The following is a 17,380-nucleotide window of genomic DNA, read 5'->3' on the forward strand; positions in this document are numbered from 1 at the left end:
ATACCTTTAGATTTTCTTAATAATCTATCGATTTGGCTCTTTAACTGAAGATAATACAGTGAAAATACTGATAAATATTCAGTAATAATACCCAAATTTTTTCTATAAAAGTATATTACACTTAGAACTTCTGCATAATACGAGATAACCATAATGCGTATTACGTAAAATATTTTTCAGTCGCTGACTGCAACCTGATTTAATCACATATTTAACTTTGTGCCAGTTGCGTAATTTCTGGGAATGACTAGGTTATACAAGTGAAGTCCGCATAAGCCCAGTAATTATCAGGGATATTTTGTGAGTGAAGATATCGTAAGACGCGATAAATCGCGTCTCTACAAGCGTTATCGATATTTTTAGCAGCGATCGCACTATTTATCAATTTTCTTGATTAAATCGCTGAAAACTGCTGTCAGTAAATTCTTCTAGAAAAGAGTCTGATTCATTCTCCAGAGGTTTGAAAAACTGGCTGTGCTGCTCTATTTGGGGTGCCGGAAAACACGAATAACTGTTGATTCTCTGGTAAAGCTGAACCTTCACCGAGATAACGATGAAGTCCTACTGCCATATCTCCTGTAGGAGTGAGTTTAAAACTAACTTCTTCAAATTCAGCTTCACGCAAAAGTTGGCGGACAGTATCAGAATGGCGAATACCCTTGGAGTCTCCACGAGTCCAAATGATCGAGGAACCTTTTTTACTTAATAAACTTAAGTTCCGAAGTAAGCGATTGAGTTCAGCTTCGTCAGTTAGATTACCGAATATACCACACACAATCACAATGTCTGCTGGCACTGCTCCTGCATAGTTGGAGGAATTTGTTGCATCGCCATTAACAAACTCAATTTGCTTTGCCAAACCAGCTGATTCTATAGCTAGTTTTCCACGTTCAACCAACTTCGGGTCTAGTTCAACGAGTCGTGCGTACACATCTTTTGCACGGGAGTGGTTTGATAGGGTTCCCAATAAATCCCTCCCATCACCCGCGCAAACACTGACTACACGAATGATTCCCGGTAAAGATGCATCCAAGCTATGAGAAATATATTCCCGAACAATTTGCAGCCGCTGCTGCAATGTTGGTTCACTATTGTAGAGATCGTGCCATTCAAACCAGTCTTTTGGCATAAGGGTCAATTTCCGTTTAATTTAAACTATCCTCTTGCAGAGTGCGTTGTTCACTCTTAATATAAAAATACGGTAATTTGACGTAGTTACCGTACTTTAATTCAGCCAAAGGACAATATCACATAATTCTTCCAAGATCAAGTCTTGTATCGCTTTTAGTCTAAACTCCAGTAACTGAGAAATGTTTTTTGTTCAGGCGTTTATCTCACTACTTCTATTCGAGTAAGTGCGAGGTTTCTGACCAATTAAGGTACGAGAATTCTTGCTGCCTCGTCTAGTTTTCGGTTTTTTCCTGAAATACTTAACAAAACTTTACTGAACCAAATGAAAAAGACTCTCAATAAGTCTGGTAGTATATCTTCAGAGTTATTGAGACTAATACTCATTAAGTGAGCCATGTATTTCAGCTATTTGCAAACTTTCTGAAAAGATAACGCTTTTGACTTGCGTGGCTGTTCAAACACTGGAGTCGATGCCTTGATGGGCAGGGAACGCTGGATTAACCAACCTCTCAGGGCGACTTTTGAGTAGAGCACACAACTATTTATTTATCAGGTGTCAATATGTCAAAAAAAATTGGTTTGTTTTACGGTACTCAAACTGGCAACACTGAATCTGATGCTGAAAAAATTCGGGATGAGTTTGGTGATGATATTGTGATATTACATCCCATTTACGAGGCGGATACGACCACTTTTGATGAGTATGACTTGCTGATTATTGGCTCTCCCACTTGGGATATTGGTCAACTTCAGAGCGATTGGGAAGGCTTTTTATCCGATCTGGATCAAATAGACTTTAGTGGTAAGCTGGTTGCCTATTTTGGTGATGGAGATCAATATGGCTATAGCGATAACTTCCAGGATGCAATAGGAATTCTGGAAGAAAAAATTTCCCAACGGGGTGGTAAAACTGTTGGTTACTGGCCAACTGAGGGGTATGAATTCGATCAATCTAGAGCTTTGAGAAATGGCAAGTTTGTCGGATTGGCACTTGATGAAGGTAGTCAATCTGATTTAACAGATGAGCGAATTAAAACTTGGGTTGCTCAGTTGAAGACAGAATTTGGTTTGTAGAGATTTGGGGCGCACAGCTAGCTGTGCGCCTTTATTGAAGTTGATAATTTAGAAGTTATAGGTATTTATGTCTGATTCATTTGATATTTTATGGTTAAGTGCCAGTCCTGTTTTGCAGCGTTTTGATAAACCATTACTTGAATATTTATCTAGGTATATAAATGTCGCCCAGTGGGAATACCAGCAAACTAAAGATGAAGCCAGTTCCATAGATCAAGCTGTGGATTTGCTATATGAGTTTTTAGAATGGCGCGATCGCCCCGTGCATTTAGCAGGACATGGGATGGGTGGTGCGATCGCCTTAACCTTTGCGCGGCGATTTCCGCAAAAAGTGCGATCGCTAACTCTGCTGGCTGTAGCAGCTCAACCTGCAAACAATTGGCAAGCTCATTATTACTTTCAACGACAACTTTTTAACATCAGCCGTGAGTTGGTTTTGGCAAGCAGCGTTCGCAGTCTATTTGGAAATCAACCATCTCATACCACTAAGAAGTTAGTAGCTGCCTTAGATAAAGATTTAGAACAATCTCCCACATCACACTCTTTATTTAAGTTAGTTTATTTACCCAAGGGTGGAGTTTCTATGCCAATGATGGTATGTGGTAGCAAGAGCGATCCGGTAGTCAACTCAACTGTATTGCATGACTGGTTGAATTGGTTGAAGCCAGAAGATAAGCTCTGGGAATGCCCAGAAGGATATCATTTTTTTCACTATTTCTATCCTCAACAGGTTGGCGAACAGATTTTGAGTTTTTGGCAACACCACCATCCGCATCTGCTAGAAGCATCTGCACTATCTTTTAGCACTTCTACAAATTAGTAACTTGAGAGTGCGATCGCCTTTGGTGTTGGTGCTGCGATCGCTAATGGTCTGTCCCATTAAATATAATGGGTGAACTCAACTCATTCTTAACTTTTCTTCCTTTGCGCTCTTTGCGTCCTTTGCGGTTCGTTCTTTTATCCCTCAAAATTAATGGGACAGACCACTAATCATTTTACTGCTAATTATTGATGGTTCATCCTCTCAAGCTGGGTGTAATTATTCGGATAGACGTTCTCGAAAATAAAGGCGATATAAATTACAAAGGCATTGAACTTCATTTCCTGTAAATTCAATTAACCCCAGACTGCGTAATTTAAAACTTTGTGCAGAGTCTAACTTAACAGGAATATCACTTTCAATCACTTTTTTCATCGCTGCTTTTAACAACTTGTCTTCTTCTAGCAATGAAAGATAGGGATGTAAAAAGCCTCTAAATAATCCCTCATCGGTGGGAGCAACTTTCAAGAACTGTTCTAAAGTTAAATTACCTGTGCCAATTTGATAAAGAGCAGTCCTTAATAAATAAGGATGACCATCAATCATTCCCCTTAATTGTCCGATTTCTGTATCTGACCAATTTAATTGATGTCGTTGGACTAATTCTTTTATTTGTATGGAATTAAATTCTCCTATTTCGACAGATAAGCCCACATTAAAGGGCGATTGATTGACATTTAGAGAAACATATACTTCTTGAGAATGAGCAATTACTAAACGCAATCTTTGCCAGATTTCTTGGTTTTTACCGTTTTCATGCCAAGCTCGGAGTAGAGCAAAAAATTCTTGAGCAATTTTGGGATAAGGGAAAATTTTGTCAATATCATCTAAGCCTAATACTAGGGGAACATCAATATTTTTTAATAAATAGTCTTTTAAATAGTTAGTACAGTTAACTTGACTGCTTAAGCGTCTTTTCCAAGATTGATCTATTTTATCTTCTAGCCCTAATTCATAACTCAGAGTTGCACAGAATGCCTGTAAGAAATTATTAAGATCGGTAAGATTTTCTTGACTCCATAAATTAAGAGAAACTGTACGATAACCTTTTTGTTTACTATGGTTAAGAATACGGCTCATTAAAGAAGTTTTACCCATCTTTTGCGGCGCTTTGATGCGGATTAACGCCCCTGGTTGCAGGATGGATTCATAACATTTAATTTCCACCTCTGGACGCTCGATATAAAAGGGGGAGTTAAGAGGAACTTGACCATCAGGATTTTCAAAAGTCACTGAGGAGTTGTTCTGTTTGGCTTTTGGTGTTGGTTGTTCAACAATGCCTAGATTAATTAGCAATTGTTGCTTAATAAACTGACTCACTCCCTTGTAGACTAAATTCTCTGTTGATTTTGGCTTGGTGATAGAAAGATGGTCGTCATCTGTAGCAGTAGGTTGGACATCTTTAATGCCTGGATTAGCGCTATCTGGGTCTACAACTAAAAAACCTTGAGTGGGCTTAGTTTCAAAATAAACTTTTGTAGTAATTTCCAAAAAGTCAACATTTTGCCGATACCACTCGTTAAGTTGACGCAGTTGGGGAATATGTGCTTTGAGTTCATCAACACTGACAGAGCTTCGTGCCAAAATACCAATTTTATCGACTAAGTTAGCGAGATGAGAACCAGTGTGAGGAGTGGATAGAAATACAATACCTTTTGTCTGTTGAATAACTGCTTTTTTTTGAAATGTCTGAGCATTCCGCAGCATTTCTTTAACTAATAATCCACCCATACTATGAGCGATAAAAATTATTGGGTATTTTCCAAAATCAGAAACTTCTAAATATTCTTGTAAATTACTAGCTCTATCAAAGAGTGGCATTGTTGACCCTCTCCACTCAAAGGGTTCAGCTTTGTAGCCAAAAGACCAAATACCTAAATCTGGTCTTTCTTCTGCAAGCCACGTTAACCAGAAATTATCATCGTTGCGTAGTTCTTGCGGATGCCAAGTTCCTCGTGCGTGACCACCTAACCCATGAACAAAAATCACATCCCCGCGCCGCTTAGGGTTGTCACATCCCGATATTTTGATTAAACCAGTCATCTCTGCGGGTTCAGGTTTTGGGGTTTGACCAAAAAAAAGGTTAAGGGGCATAGATATTATGGGGAGAATTAGAGGATGACAAGTTCTTCTTATGCCACGGACACAGCGCGACTTAAAACTAGGATACAGCGATCGCGTCACTACTCGGTGCAATAACCGGGAATTTAAATTAACGCGTCACGAATGCCGTCAGGTGTTTCTCTATGCTCTCAAAAAGGCATTGGCTAAGTTCCAATTTAAGCTTTATGCTCTATGTATTATGTCTAACCATGTTCACTATCTACTTAAGCCAGTACAACCGAACGATTTACCCAAAATCATGCACTGGATAAATTGGTACACGGCAATGTGTTTTAACCGAATGTTGAACCGTACAGGACATTTTTGGGAAAAACGTTATCACAGCACAGGATTTGACAAAAGTGACTTTTCACGGCATCTGGAAAACCTCTCTCTAAATCTCTCTCCTAAAAGGAGAGAGACTTTGAATTTTCCCCCTTCCCGCATCGGGAAGGGGGTTAGGGGGTTAGGTTTTTGGTGGACTTTTCCACATAACGTGAAAAGTCAGATTTAACAAAAGTGACTATCAACGGGCATTGAATACGCTGCGGTATATTCACGCCAACCCAAAAGCGGCGGGAATGCAAGAAGGCTTTTTCTATGATTTTAGTAATTATGGAGTCTATGACCGACTTGGGGATGATGGTTTAACAACTTGGCATCCGGCTTTTTTAGCGTTGGGTAAAACTTTGAATGAATGTGCTGCTAAATATCGAGGTTTTTGTAAAAAGTACAAACCAAAAGCGAAAACAGAAAAACGCTATTTTTGGGGTAATCAATTTTTGCCGAAAGTAATTAAAGGCAAAGGCAAAAAAGCATCACCAGGACAGATGCGATTACCTTGGGATACTTGGGAGGCAAATAATTCAGAAATTGTTGATGTGGCTGAGAAATTTATTTTTGCTAATTGTTACAATCCGCAAGTTGCAGGGATGATTTTTAGAAATCGCAGTCAATGATTTGAGATGAAGATAGGAGCAGTGTCTCTATTTATCACTAAAAATGTCTTTTTTAGAGGAATTTGCTACTTAGGTACTCTAAATTAGCTGTTCTCAATTCCCTTTGTGTTGTTTGTTTTTTTTCTTTGGGTTGTGCATTGCCAGAGTGCCAGATATGGAATCTCCCAAAGCCTTATAACTGCGTGGAAAATATCCCATAAATAAATCTTTACAATTCTCTGAAAGCCTTATCTGTTAAAATTTACAAGTCTCAAGTCGTAAGAAGATACCCCTCATGATAACGAGGTTCTCTCCTCTATCTCCCACCGGGAGTTCTCCCTTCATAGATACCCTCCCCGCCCCACTTAGGTTCATGGGTAATTCCTCATATCCCAACCACTCCCCATCCTGTCCTTTCCATCCCACACTTTTTGTAAAATCATTATACCTTTTATCGTTCCCAATTTTTACTCTCTCCTCCCAATTAAAATCGAGAGAAATTTTTTTGGACAAATATATTTTTTTCTGGACACTATAACCAAAATACCCCTTAGAGTTATTAACCCAAAGTGTATCTAGTTGTTTTAAATCCTTACAATTAAAGTTTCTGATATCAGTTAAATCTAAAGAACCTTGTTCTTCCTTTCCTGCCGAATAGAAAATAAACTCCCCATTTTTTAAATTTGCTTCCCTCCATCTTTGTTGCTGCATTAAATAGTCTAATTCATTTAATAAATGTTCCTTTAAAGATTCAGCATAAACTGGATTTGAGCTATCCAGTTTTTTTAGTTTCCGATAAAGCAAAGCTACAATATCAGCATTGCCATTGTAGAGAATATTTAGGTCTAAGGTAAATAAATCAAGACGAGACTTAAACTGAGATTTAAGACTACTGATAGAATCAAATGCTTTCTTATAATCTGCTAAAGCCTTAGATTGATTTGAGCGTTCCTCTAATTTACCTTTAACGTAGTTAATATAAACTAAAGTAGCTAAATTATCGGGAGTTTTATCAATTTTATTTTCTATTATTGATAATTCTTCCAGGCTTTTAGTAAAATTTATTTCAGCCTTCTCTAAATCTAAATCTTTTTTTTGATTTTGATCGCTTTCAGCATCAGCTAGATATTGATACCCTAAAACCAGCGAACTATTTAATAAAGCCTCTTTTAGCTGAGAATTATTAATTTTATTCCGCAAAAGCAAACTTGCAATATTCAAAGACTGATTGGCTTCGTTTGTTTTTCCTTTTTGTTGCAGTTGAGAAGCCACTGCTGATAATTTTCTAATTTTATTAATAAATTGATTGAATTCATTTGTATATCTGTTAGCGGTTTCAAGCCCAATAAATGCACCTATACCTAACAAACCTGTAATTCCTAAAGCAACAGATAAAACTACCACTCCAAAACGCATTCTTCTCCTAGCAGTTACTAATTGCTTTTCTTTCCTTTCTCTTTCTAATTCTGCCTGTATTTCTGTTTCTGCTAGTTCTTCTTTTCGCTGTAGTGTGCGACTAGCGGCTAAAAATTCTCCATCTTGAAAACTTAAACTTTTACCTTTTGCCCAATTTTCCGCTTCTACTAAAGCTTGACCCCGCAATAACCGAGACTCATCCTGTTTTCCTGATAATATCCACTGACGATAATTCTCTGCATAAGGACGCAAACTTGCTAAAGTTTTCTCAATCCAGAAGTTGTCAAAAATGGTTTGATAAATCAGGTTATAAACCTTTAATTTACTCTCTTTTTTAACAACGATTCCCGCTAACTGTAAATCACTTTGTTCAATACTACTATCAATATCAATTCCGCCTAAGTGCCATACTTGTTGATATAAATCTAATAAGTATGCTGCTTTCTGTTCATCTCTTTTTAAGATTCTATCCCGAATCGTTCTAAAATGTTCTGGTTCATCTTGAGATTCCCAATTCTGAATCACTTTATCTCTAACTAAATCCTCTACAAAAGCAGCTTCCTCACCTAGAGGAATTACAGTTGCAGATTTACGGACAAATTCACAGACTTTCTGAGTCAAAAATGGCTGTCCTCCAGTCCAGTCTAAAATCGCTTTGAGTATGGCTTTGGGATTGCTAGTTTGTGCAGACAATCCTTTGATTAAAGGTAAAGCTTCTGCAAATTCAAATCCGGTTAATTCAATTCTTTTGCCAATATTAAAAGGAGTGCGATTTTTATCTTGAATTAACTCAGATGGGGTGGCGACTCCCAAAAGCACAAAAGTAATGCGTTGATATTCAGGATTATCAACTCTTTGATTAAAGAAAGCTCGAATTAAAGCAAAAAAATCATCAACCGGAAATTTTAAACTGAGAATACTATCAATTTCATCTATAAAAATAACAATCTGTGTGGAAACTAATTTGAGTAATTTGTCAATAAATTTACCAAAAATCTGCACATCAGAAAATCGGGAATTTTCTTCCCATAACTCATCTATATCAAACTGCTCACCTAACTTTAAACTTTTAGAACCAGCAATAGTATCAATAATCCCAGAATACCATTGTTCAGACTTTAGCCCTGATGTGCCAATTGCGGTTAAATCAATAGATACACAAGCAATTCCTTCATTTTGTAACTTTTGCATTGTGCGGACACGCAAACTAGATTTACCCATTTGTCGAGAGTTCAAAACAAAACAAAACTCTCCAGCTTTCACAGCTTGATACAAATCTGCATCAGCTTGGCGTGTGACGTAGGTAGGTGCATTAGCAGGAAGACTACCACCAAATTGATATTGATAATCTTGGGGAACAGGCGAATTTATAGTCATACTTTATATGGCTAATAGTTGAAATTATACCTAGAAATCGTGTTGAGGTACTCCAAAGTCGTGTTGAGGTACTCCAAAATCGTGTTGAGGTACTTCAAAGTCGTTTTGAGGTACTCCAAAGTCGTGTTGAGGTACTTCAAAGTCGTTTTGAGGTACTCCAAAGTCGTTTTGAGGTACTCCAAAGTCGTTTTGAGGTACTCCAAAGTCGTGTTGAGGTACTCCAAAGTCGTGTTGAGGTACTCCAAAGTCGTGTTGAGGTACTCCAAACTTTGTCGCACCGCGATCGAGTACCACAAAATGCTCGTGTAGGCAGACTCAGTTACAACGGACAAAATTTTTGTACTCCTCTTTTGTTTCTCAGTGGTATCTTTAATGCATTCGGCTATAACCCAAAGATGCTGTGCAAGTAAAGATTTAAACGAATTCAGAGGTTAGTTCATGGATTTTCTGTCGGATACCGTTGCCCTATCGCGGATGCAGTTTGCACTGACGGCGATCTTTCACATGCTATGGCCTGTTCTCACCACTGGGATGGGGATTTATCTAGTCATCGTTGAAGGAATGTGGCTCAAAACACGCAATTCCGATTACTACTATCATGCTCGTTTTTGGGCAAAGCTATACGTGTTGAACTTCGGTATTGGTGTAGCATCTGGCTTGCCGATGGAGTTTCAATTTGGCACGAACTGGGCACCATTTTCCGAAGCAGTAGGCGACTTTTTTGGCAGCATTTTAGGCTTTGAGGCTTCGATGGCATTCATGCTAGAAGCTGGATTTTTGGGGATTATGCTGTTTGGCTGGGAACGAGTCAACCCAGTGATTCACTATTTTGCCACGATTATGGTTGCCTTTGGCGCAAACCTATCTACCTTCTGGATTTTAGCAGCAAACTCTTGGTTACAGACCCCGGCAGGTGGGGAAATGGTCAACGGAAAGTTTGTTGTCGATGATTACTTTCAGGCAATCTTAAATCCCTTCATGCTCAACAGCGTCTCGCACATGTTTTTGGCGACGCTGGAAACTTCGCTGTTTGTGATTGGGGGAATTAGCGCCTGGTATATTCTCAACAAGCGTCATGAGGCTTTTTTTGCACGATCGCTTAAAATTGTCTTGGCAACTGCGATCGCAGTCACCCCATTACAAATCTATATCGGACACCTCAGCGCCGAGCAGGTAGCTGATTATCAGCCTACCAAACTCGCGGCGATGGAAGCTAAGTGGGAAACTAGTCCAGCCGGTCAACCTGCACCCTGGAGTGTGGTGGCATTACCTAATAATAAGACTGAGCAAAATGATTGGGAAATCTCAATTCCCAACGGCTTAGGCTACATTTTGGAATTTAAACAGAACCTCTCTAAACCCGTTCTCGGACTGAAACATTGGAAGCCTGAAGATCGCCCCCGCATGGTGGGTTTGATTTATTATTCCTTCCGTATTATGAGCGGCATTGGCTTCTTCTTAGCTGGATTGATGGGTATCAGTGTAATTCAGTGGTTGCGGGGGAAACTCTCAGCAGAGGCGATCGCTCAACAGAAATGGCTACTGCGAATCTGGATTTTGGCGGCTCCACTGGGCTACATTGCTGTCGAATCAGGCTGGATTGTGCGTTGTGTTGGGCGGCAACCTTGGGTACTTTATGGGCAAATTCGCACGGCAGATGGAGTTTCTCACCTACCTGCTAGTGAGGTGTTAACATCCCTGGTGCTTTTTGCTGGAATTTATACAGCCCTGTTTATCTGTGCCTTATTCTTTGGTAGTCGAATCATTCGTCAAGGCCCCAATTTGGAACTTCCGGTTCCAGGCATTGACACCGAACCTGTCGCAGAAACTACTCCGGCTGAATTTGTTCCTGATCAACGTCCTGTTGAAGCAGAGCAATGAGGAGTGCTGAGTGCTGAGTGCTGAGTATTGAGTATGGTAAATCAATAGGTAACTGTATGGAGAATCTAGAACACTTTTTAGCGCAGGTTTGGTTTGTCATTTTAGCTCTGTTTCTATTTCTCTATGTCATGTTAGACGGGTTTGATTTAGGCGTAGGCATCCTATCGCTAACCAGTTCCAATGACGACCGACGCGACATCTTAATGACGAGTTTGGGTAATATTTGGGATGCCAATGAAACCTGGTTGGTGTTGATGGGGGGTGCATTGTTTGGGGCATTTCCTCTCGCTTATGGCACCATTTTGAATGCGCTCTACATTCCCATTTTTGGGATGATCTTTGGCTTAATTTTTCGGGCTGTGGCCTTTGAATTTCGAGAGCATTCTACAAACAAAGTGTTTTGGAATGTGGCGTTTGGAGTCGGTAGTTTTATGGCGGCGCTATTTCAAGGATTCGCCTTGGGCACTATTTTAGAAGGCATTAAGGTGGATGAAGCGGGTCACTTTATCGGCAGTATGTGGGATTGGTTCGATTGGCGATCGCTCTTAGTTGCCTTGACATTAATCCAGGGTTATGTATTGATTGGCTCCACCTATCTCATCTTAAAAACTGAGGGAGAACTACAAGCGTCCCATTACCGCACAGCAAAAATCGCTGCTTGGACAACGCTTGTAGGTGCAATCTTAATCACGATCGCCACTCCTGTTGTGTATGAAAATGCCAGGGCAAAGTTATTTCATCAGCCAGAAGTGTATCTATTTTCAATCATTCCAGTCTTAGGTGTACTGCTGATTTGGTTATTGATTCAAAGCCTAAACCGTAAAGCAGAAACTACTCCCCTGGTTTGGACAGTGCTGCTTTTTCTGCTTACCTTTGTAGGGTTAGGATTAGTTGTTTTTCCCTATATTATTCCCCCAGGTATCACCATTTATCAGGCAGCCGCAGCACCTAGCGCGTTAGTGTTCATGATTATCTTCATTGGATTTTTGATTCCCATTATGTTGTTCTACAACATCTACAATTACATTGTGTTTCGAGGGAAAGTGGCAGCTATACATTATGGAAAATAGTTGACACAATAAAGATGCCATAAATCATCACAAAGACGCGATAAATCGCCGTCAAGACAAAAGACCGATTATTGTCTTGACGGCGATTCATCGCGTCTCTTAACCCAAGCGGATTGATTTAAATACAAGAAAGAAAAACGAACCGCAAAGGACGCAAAGGACACAAAGAAAGAAAGAAAGAAAGAAAGAAAGAAAGAAAGAAAGAAAGAAAGAAGTTAACAACTGATTATTGTAGAGACGGCGATTTATCGCGTCTCTTGCCTTAACCGAAGAGCCAAAGGGTTTAGCACAGCTTCACAAATAAATCATGTGTATCCAAAATTTAAAATCTAAAATTCGGTAAGTTTATGTTTTTTTATTGATTAATTCTAGGCAAATATCGCTAATTCAGTTTCCGGGTCAAAAAAGTGAATTTTTTCTGGAGTTAGCGATAACCAAAGTTGCTCACCAGGTTGTACAAATCGGTCTGGTGGAATTCGCACTTGTAGAGATTTGGCTGTAGTAGCAGGTTGAGATCCCGGTTCGGCAATCTTAACAGCGAGAAATGAATCGTTGCCAAGATTCTCCACCAAATCTACTTGCACTGGTAGATTTTTGGTTGCAGGCATACTCAAGTTCAAGTGTTCTGGGCGAATGCCTAAAATTAGAGTTTTCCCATCATATTTTTGTAAAGCTTTTCCCCAAACTTCTGGGAGGGTGAAACGCAACTGGGAATGAGTAATCAATAGAGGGGCATGAAATTCTACAGGAATAAAATTCATCGGTGGTGAACCAATGAATTCTGCTACAAAAAGGTTGGCAGGACGGTTGTAAAGTTCTAGGGGAGAAGCAACTTGCTGAATTTTACCCTCAGACATAATCGCAATGCGATCGCCCATTGTCATCGCTTCGGTTTGGTCATGGGTAACGTAAATCGTCGTTGTCCCCAGTTGGCGCTGCAATTTCACAATTTGGGCGCGAGTTTCCGCCCGCAGTTTCGCATCTAAGTTAGAAAGCGGTTCATCCATTAAGAATACTTGGGGGTCACGCGCGATCGCTCTTCCCAATGCAACCCGTTGTCTTTGTCCCCCAGATAGCTGTTTGGGTAAGCGATTCAGCAATGTTTCGATTTGCAACAATTGAGCAACACTACGCACCTGTACATCTACCGCCCGTTCTTTGTCAGAAGTGTAGCGCAATCCTTTAGGTAACTTTCTGGTCGCCCCCACAAACAAATTTTCCGCCCACGTCCGAAGATAGGGAGTATTTTCTCCTCTGCTCCTCTGCTCCTCTGCTCCCCTGCTTCCCCTACGGCGTAACCCAAAGGCGATGTTGTCATACACCGTCATGTGCGGATAGAGGGCGTAATTTTGAAACACCATTGCGATGTCGCGTTCCTTTGGTGGTAAGTCATTGATCAAGCGATCGCCTATCCAGATATTACCGCCAGTCATCACTTCTAACCCAGCGATTAACCGCAGTAGGGTGCTTTTACCACAACCAGAAGGGCCTACCAGCACCATAAATTCGCCATCTGCGATCGTCAGGTTAATCCGCCGCAAGACGTTGACACTTCCCGCACGATCTTGCGCTACATCAGTTTTTTCCTCAAGCGTGAGAGGAGATTGGGTTTGTGAGGTAACACTTTCCCCTTTACGCGAGGAAAAACTTTTATAAACGTTTTCTAAAACAACTTGGGACACAACTAATTTGGGGATTGGGCATGGGGCAAAACAGTTCTGAGTTCCGAGTTCCGAGTTCCCAGTCCTGAGTAAAGAAATGAGATTCCCCACTCAGCACTCAGCACTCATTACTCAGCACTCTTAAGGGGCATTGGACAAATGACCAATGACCAATGACAGTTTAGCGCCAATCATAATACACGTTTAGGGTAAATACGAAAAGTTAAAAAAACGGCTTGCAACATCAAAAGCAAACTACCCTAAATTTTAGGGCTGTCAGGAGGTGTTGTTATGACTACCGATATACTTAAAAATCTTTCTCAAGACCCAAGTATCAATCCTATCCATGACATTGTAGACGTGCAAACCACAGATTGTTGCATTGTGGGTGGGGGACCAGCAGGATCAGTACTAGCGCTGTTGTTAGCGCGTCAAGGCATTTCTGTGATGCTGCTAGAAGCACACAAAGACTTCGATCGCGACTTTCGCGGCGATACGATTCATCCATCAGTAATGGAAATTATGGAGGAATTGGGACTTAGCGATCGCTTGCTACAACTCCCCCATACCAAAATGCGCCAAATTAGTATTCAAACGGCTCAAGATACCCTCACATTCGCAGATTTTAGTCATCTGAAAACCCATTACCCCTACATTACAATGCTTCCCCAGGTGAAATTCCTGGAGTTCATCACCCAAGAAGCACAAAAATATCCTAGTTTCCATCTGGTGATGGGTGCGAATGTACAGGAATTAATTACCGAAAATGGCGTGATTCAAGGTGTCCGCTATCGGGGAGGCGGTGGCTGGCATGAAATCCGGGCGATACTGACAGTGGGTGCAGATGGTCGCCACTCACGTTTACGCCACCTGGGTGAGTTTGAGTCAATCGAAACCTCGCCGCCAATGGATGTCCTCTGGTTTCGCCTACTGCGTCAGCCAGAAGACTCAGAGGGGGGAATAGGGCGCTTTGGTCAAGGTAATATCATCGCCATGCTTGACCGTGGTGATGAGTGGCAAGTTGCCTATGTCATCCCCAAGGGAGGCTATCAACAACTGCGGGCTGCGGGTTTGGAGGAATTAAAAAAATCTGTTGCCGAAGTAGTGCCAGAATTCCAGCAACGCATTCAAAATTTACATGATTGGTCACAAATAGCTTTTCTCTCAGTGGAGTCCAGCCGCGTCAAACGCTGGTATCGTCCAGGGCTGCTACTCATCGGTGATGCCGCTCATATAATGTCCCCTGTTGGTGGAGTTGGGATTAACTACGCCATTCAAGATGCTGTCGTTGCAGCGAATGCACTCAGCAAACCACTCAATAACCGACAAGTACAACTTAGTGACTTAGCAAAAGTACAACGTCAACGCGAGTTACCTACACGCATCATTCAGGCGTTTCAAACTTTTATCCAAAAGCGGGTATTTGCCCCAATTCTCAACTCAAATCGCACCTTTGTACCACCTGCGTTTTTGCGCTTACCCATCTTGCGCGACCTTCCCGCCAGGTTGATCGCCTTAGGTGTTTTTCCGGTTCATGTCAAGACTTAATTTTTGCCAATAATTTTTTCTATTTCTGAAATGGATGGTACAATTATACTACTCATGCAGAATTGAATGCTCAATTTAGTCAAGCGAAGGTGGCGAACGGTATACTCAATGCTGTTCAAAGCGATCGCTTGGCTTTTATGCTAGAAATAACTAAAAACTCAGAGTGGATGTAGAAAATTTGTTCAAATATTATTAAAAAATGCAAACAATTAAACCTATCTAGATATTAATTGGCCTACATAGAAAAACCCTCTCTTTTTCAATCAGTACTTTTTGCAGTCAGGAGTAATTTTAATGAACAGCTGCGTTTTGATGGCGGAAATTATTAACGAGCCGCAACTCCGCTATACAGCGGATAATCTGGGAGTCACGGAAATGCTAGTACAGTTTCCCAATTCTCAGAAACCAGAAGATCCACCAGCCACGCTGAAAGTTGTCGGCTGGGGGAATTTAGCCACAGAAATTCAGCAAAACTACCACCAAGGCGATCGCGTCATCTTGGTAGGACGTTTAACAATGAATACTGTTGAGCGTCAAGAAGGTTTTAAAGAAAAACGCGCTGAATTGACTGTGCAGCAAATTCAATCTGTTGGAGGTAGTTTTGATACCGATCCATTACCCTCAGCAACCGTAACTCCATCATTCACTGAAACTGCTCCACGACAAACACCTCCAGCATCTCGTCCTCCACAGAAAGACGTTCCCACTTACGAGTCAGCACGTCCAGCACCTACCCCAGCGCCAAGTTACGAACCTGTACCCCAACCCACAAATTATGAGCGAACTACTTATCCAGCAGTGAAAGAGCAAGAACCAGATCCAGATGACATTCCGTTCTAAAAGTTGTTAGTTGAGTGATCGCCTCTCTATCCAATGATGATGAGAAGCGATGCCTACGGCGGGCTACGCCTACGCCGATTTCAACTATTCCTATAACAGAACACTCAAGCTTTCCAGTCCATGCACCAACAGTGTTGGAATTGGTTTAAGAGTCTGGGTTGAGTCAACGCGAAGATTAGGAAATTCTTCCAGCAAACCTTTCAGCGCAATCTTGGCTTCTAGTCGAGCTAAAGGTGCGCCCAAACAGAAATGAATTCCATTACCCAAGGCAAGATGTTTATTAGGTTCTCGATCAATGATGAAGCGATCGCCATTCTCAAACTGATGTTCATCTCGATTGGCAGAAATTATCCACGCCCGCACAAGTTGCCCTTGAGGAATTATCTGGTCTCCAATTTTGGTTTCTACTTGGGTGTATCGTTGTAAGTAAGTAATCGGGGAACTATAACGCAGTACTTCCTCAATTGCCGTCGGTAATAGAGACAAGTCATTCCGTAATCGTTGGTTTTCATCGGGATGCTCATGCAGACACCAAATGCTATTTGTAATTAAGTTAGTTGTGGTCTCATTCCCAGCTACCAAGAGGATGATGCAAAAATCAACGAGTTCCTGTGCGGTCAACTTTTCTCCCCCTTCATAAGCCGTAATTAAATCGCTGATCAGGTCGTTTCCATGATGATCGCGCCGCTCATTCAGTAATTGGCGGAAATAGTCAGCCATATCTTTAATAGCAGTTTGATCTTTAGCCATGATCCCATCTGACCAGCGCTTGAAATCTTCCCGGTCTTGAAAGGGTATACCGAGAATTTCTGCAATCACCATTATCGGCAGAGGAATTGCGAAAGCATGTACTAAATCGACTTGTTTGTGTTGCTTCATTTGCTCCAACAACTCGTGAGTAAGTTCGGTAATCCGAGGAGCCAACGCTTGAACTCGATTTTCAGTAAACACCTTTTGTACTATTGAGCGCAGTGATTTATGTTTAGGTGGATCGCTGGAGGCTAAAGACTGAGTGAAATCTTTTTGTTCGGGGGGTTGCGGCAGTTTAGATGAAAAGGCTTTCCATTCGCTTAATACCTGCGTCACATCATCATAGCGAAACACCATCCAATGTTGATGCTCTCTGTCGTAGAAAACAGGTGCTTCCCGACGCATTTTAGCCAACCAAGAAAAAGGACTGAGTAGGAATTGTGAATCGGTCGGTAAGAATTGTAAAACGGCAGTCATAAAAATCTCCTTCATTGTGTAAAAAATTGCAAGTTGAACTGAGCCTGATAGTGGTGCTATCTGGCACATCATTGACTACTTCTGTCAAGAAATAATTGATGGATAAATTCTTTGTAGAGACGGCGATTTATCACGTCTCTCTAACTTATAGCGGTTCCTACTCAGATGCGGTACACAATTATGTCGCAAGGTGTAGGAGCAATTCATGTAGACGCGGAGCGGCTACTCTTACGAGAACGCTTTCAGCGAACCCGCAGGGTATTGCCCCTACGGCTACACCTCACGTGAACGAGA

General features: G+C 41.1%; 14 protein-coding genes. 8 read left to right on the forward strand and 6 right to left on the reverse strand.

What is annotated here, in order from left to right:
• Positions 1-445 precede the first annotated feature (445 nt).
• Positions 446-1,129, reverse strand: a complete 684-nt coding sequence (locus tag V7K61_RS23795) for a class I SAM-dependent methyltransferase family protein (protein WP_335057073.1) — start codon at positions 1,127-1,129, stop codon at positions 446-448.
• Positions 1,130-1,692: 563 nt separating this feature from the next.
• On the opposite strand from V7K61_RS23795, the gene fldA reads away from it, so the two are divergent.
• Complete coding sequence (gene fldA, locus V7K61_RS23800) at positions 1,693-2,205, forward strand: flavodoxin FldA (RefSeq protein ID WP_335057075.1); 513 nt, start codon at positions 1,693-1,695, stop codon at positions 2,203-2,205.
• Between the two features lie 67 nt (positions 2,206-2,272).
• Positions 2,273-3,025 (forward strand): alpha/beta fold hydrolase, encoded by a 753-nt coding sequence (locus V7K61_RS23805; RefSeq protein ID WP_335057077.1) that lies wholly within the window; start codon positions 2,273-2,275, stop codon positions 3,023-3,025.
• Between the two features lie 219 nt (positions 3,026-3,244).
• Here the strand turns inward: V7K61_RS23805 and V7K61_RS23810 are convergent, their stop codons facing one another.
• A complete protein-coding gene (locus V7K61_RS23810) occupies positions 3,245-5,119 on the reverse strand; it encodes an AAA-like domain-containing protein (RefSeq protein ID WP_335057079.1) in 1,875 nt (624 codons plus the stop codon).
• Positions 5,120-5,159: 40 nt separating this feature from the next.
• Here V7K61_RS23810 and V7K61_RS23815 point away from each other — a divergent pair, with 40 nt between their 5' ends.
• Both V7K61_RS23815 and V7K61_RS23820 read left to right on the forward strand, forming a co-directional pair.
• Positions 5,160-5,642, forward strand: a complete 483-nt coding sequence (locus V7K61_RS23815; RefSeq protein WP_335057081.1) for a transposase — start codon at positions 5,160-5,162, stop codon at positions 5,640-5,642.
• A 22-nt stretch (positions 5,643-5,664) separates the two neighbouring features.
• Positions 5,665-6,087 carry a hypothetical protein gene (locus V7K61_RS23820; protein WP_335057083.1) on the forward strand — a complete coding sequence of 141 codons (423 nt, stop codon included), beginning with the start codon at positions 5,665-5,667 and terminating at the stop codon, positions 6,085-6,087.
• A 234-nt stretch (positions 6,088-6,321) separates the two neighbouring features.
• Here V7K61_RS23820 and V7K61_RS23825 read toward each other — a convergent pair whose 3' ends face one another.
• On the reverse strand, positions 6,322-8,859 hold the full coding sequence (locus V7K61_RS23825; protein WP_335057085.1) for an AAA-like domain-containing protein: 2,538 nt from the start codon (positions 8,857-8,859) through the stop codon (positions 6,322-6,324).
• Between the two features lie 30 nt (positions 8,860-8,889).
• Complete coding sequence (locus V7K61_RS23830; RefSeq protein WP_335057087.1) at positions 8,890-9,153, reverse strand: hypothetical protein; 264 nt, start codon at positions 9,151-9,153, stop codon at positions 8,890-8,892.
• Positions 9,154-9,297: 144 nt separating this feature from the next.
• Here V7K61_RS23830 and V7K61_RS23835 point away from each other — a divergent pair, with 144 nt between their 5' ends.
• Both V7K61_RS23835 and cydB read left to right on the forward strand, forming a co-directional pair.
• The gene (locus V7K61_RS23835; RefSeq protein ID WP_335057089.1) at positions 9,298-10,740 is read left to right on the forward strand and encodes a cytochrome ubiquinol oxidase subunit I; all 1,443 of its coding nucleotides are present in this window, start codon (positions 9,298-9,300) and stop codon (positions 10,738-10,740) included.
• 56 nt (positions 10,741-10,796) lie between these two features.
• A complete protein-coding gene (gene cydB / locus V7K61_RS23840; protein WP_335057091.1) occupies positions 10,797-11,810 on the forward strand; it encodes a cytochrome d ubiquinol oxidase subunit II in 1,014 nt (337 codons plus the stop codon).
• A 368-nt stretch (positions 11,811-12,178) separates the two neighbouring features.
• Here cydB and V7K61_RS23845 read toward each other — a convergent pair whose 3' ends face one another.
• Positions 12,179-13,492, reverse strand: coding sequence for an ABC transporter ATP-binding protein (locus V7K61_RS23845; protein WP_335057094.1), 1,314 nt, complete (start codon positions 13,490-13,492; stop codon positions 12,179-12,181).
• A 270-nt stretch (positions 13,493-13,762) separates the two neighbouring features.
• Here V7K61_RS23845 and V7K61_RS23850 point away from each other — a divergent pair, with 270 nt between their 5' ends.
• Positions 13,763-15,019: an FAD-dependent oxidoreductase gene (locus V7K61_RS23850; protein WP_335057096.1), complete on the forward strand. Its 1,257-nt coding sequence runs from the start codon at positions 13,763-13,765 to the stop codon at positions 15,017-15,019.
• A 294-nt stretch (positions 15,020-15,313) separates the two neighbouring features.
• A complete protein-coding gene (locus V7K61_RS23855) occupies positions 15,314-15,859 on the forward strand; it encodes a single-stranded DNA-binding protein (protein ID WP_334979150.1) in 546 nt (181 codons plus the stop codon).
• Between the two features lie 90 nt (positions 15,860-15,949).
• Here the strand turns inward: V7K61_RS23855 and V7K61_RS23860 are convergent, their stop codons facing one another.
• The gene (locus V7K61_RS23860) at positions 15,950-17,086 is read right to left on the reverse strand and encodes a cytochrome P450 (protein ID WP_335057098.1); all 1,137 of its coding nucleotides are present in this window, start codon (positions 17,084-17,086) and stop codon (positions 15,950-15,952) included.
• Between the last annotated feature and the right edge of the window lie 294 nt (positions 17,087-17,380).

This window comes from Nostoc sp., from assembly GCF_036918015.1.
Classification (GTDB): Bacteria; Cyanobacteriota; Cyanobacteriia; order Cyanobacteriales; family Nostocaceae; genus Nostoc.

Coding starts and splice junctions, on each gene's coding strand:
- V7K61_RS23795 (WP_335057073.1), bottom strand. CDS start 1,129: ATGCCAAAAGACTGGTTTGAATGGCACGATCTCTACAATAGTGAACCA.
- fldA (WP_335057075.1), top strand. CDS start 1,693: ATGTCAAAAAAAATTGGTTTGTTTTACGGTACTCAAACTGGCAACACT.
- V7K61_RS23805 (WP_335057077.1), top strand. CDS start 2,273: ATGTCTGATTCATTTGATATTTTATGGTTAAGTGCCAGTCCTGTTTTG.
- V7K61_RS23810 (WP_335057079.1), bottom strand. CDS start 5,119: ATGCCCCTTAACCTTTTTTTTGGTCAAACCCCAAAACCTGAACCCGCA.
- V7K61_RS23815 (WP_335057081.1), top strand. CDS start 5,160: ATGCCACGGACACAGCGCGACTTAAAACTAGGATACAGCGATCGCGTC.
- V7K61_RS23825 (WP_335057085.1), bottom strand. CDS start 8,859: ATGACTATAAATTCGCCTGTTCCCCAAGATTATCAATATCAATTTGGT.
- V7K61_RS23835 (WP_335057089.1), top strand. CDS start 9,298: ATGGATTTTCTGTCGGATACCGTTGCCCTATCGCGGATGCAGTTTGCA.
- cydB (WP_335057091.1), top strand. CDS start 10,797: ATGGAGAATCTAGAACACTTTTTAGCGCAGGTTTGGTTTGTCATTTTA.
- V7K61_RS23850 (WP_335057096.1), top strand. CDS start 13,763: ATGACTACCGATATACTTAAAAATCTTTCTCAAGACCCAAGTATCAAT.
- V7K61_RS23855 (WP_334979150.1), top strand. CDS start 15,314: ATGAACAGCTGCGTTTTGATGGCGGAAATTATTAACGAGCCGCAACTC.
- V7K61_RS23860 (WP_335057098.1), bottom strand. CDS start 17,086: ATGACTGCCGTTTTACAATTCTTACCGACCGATTCACAATTCCTACTC.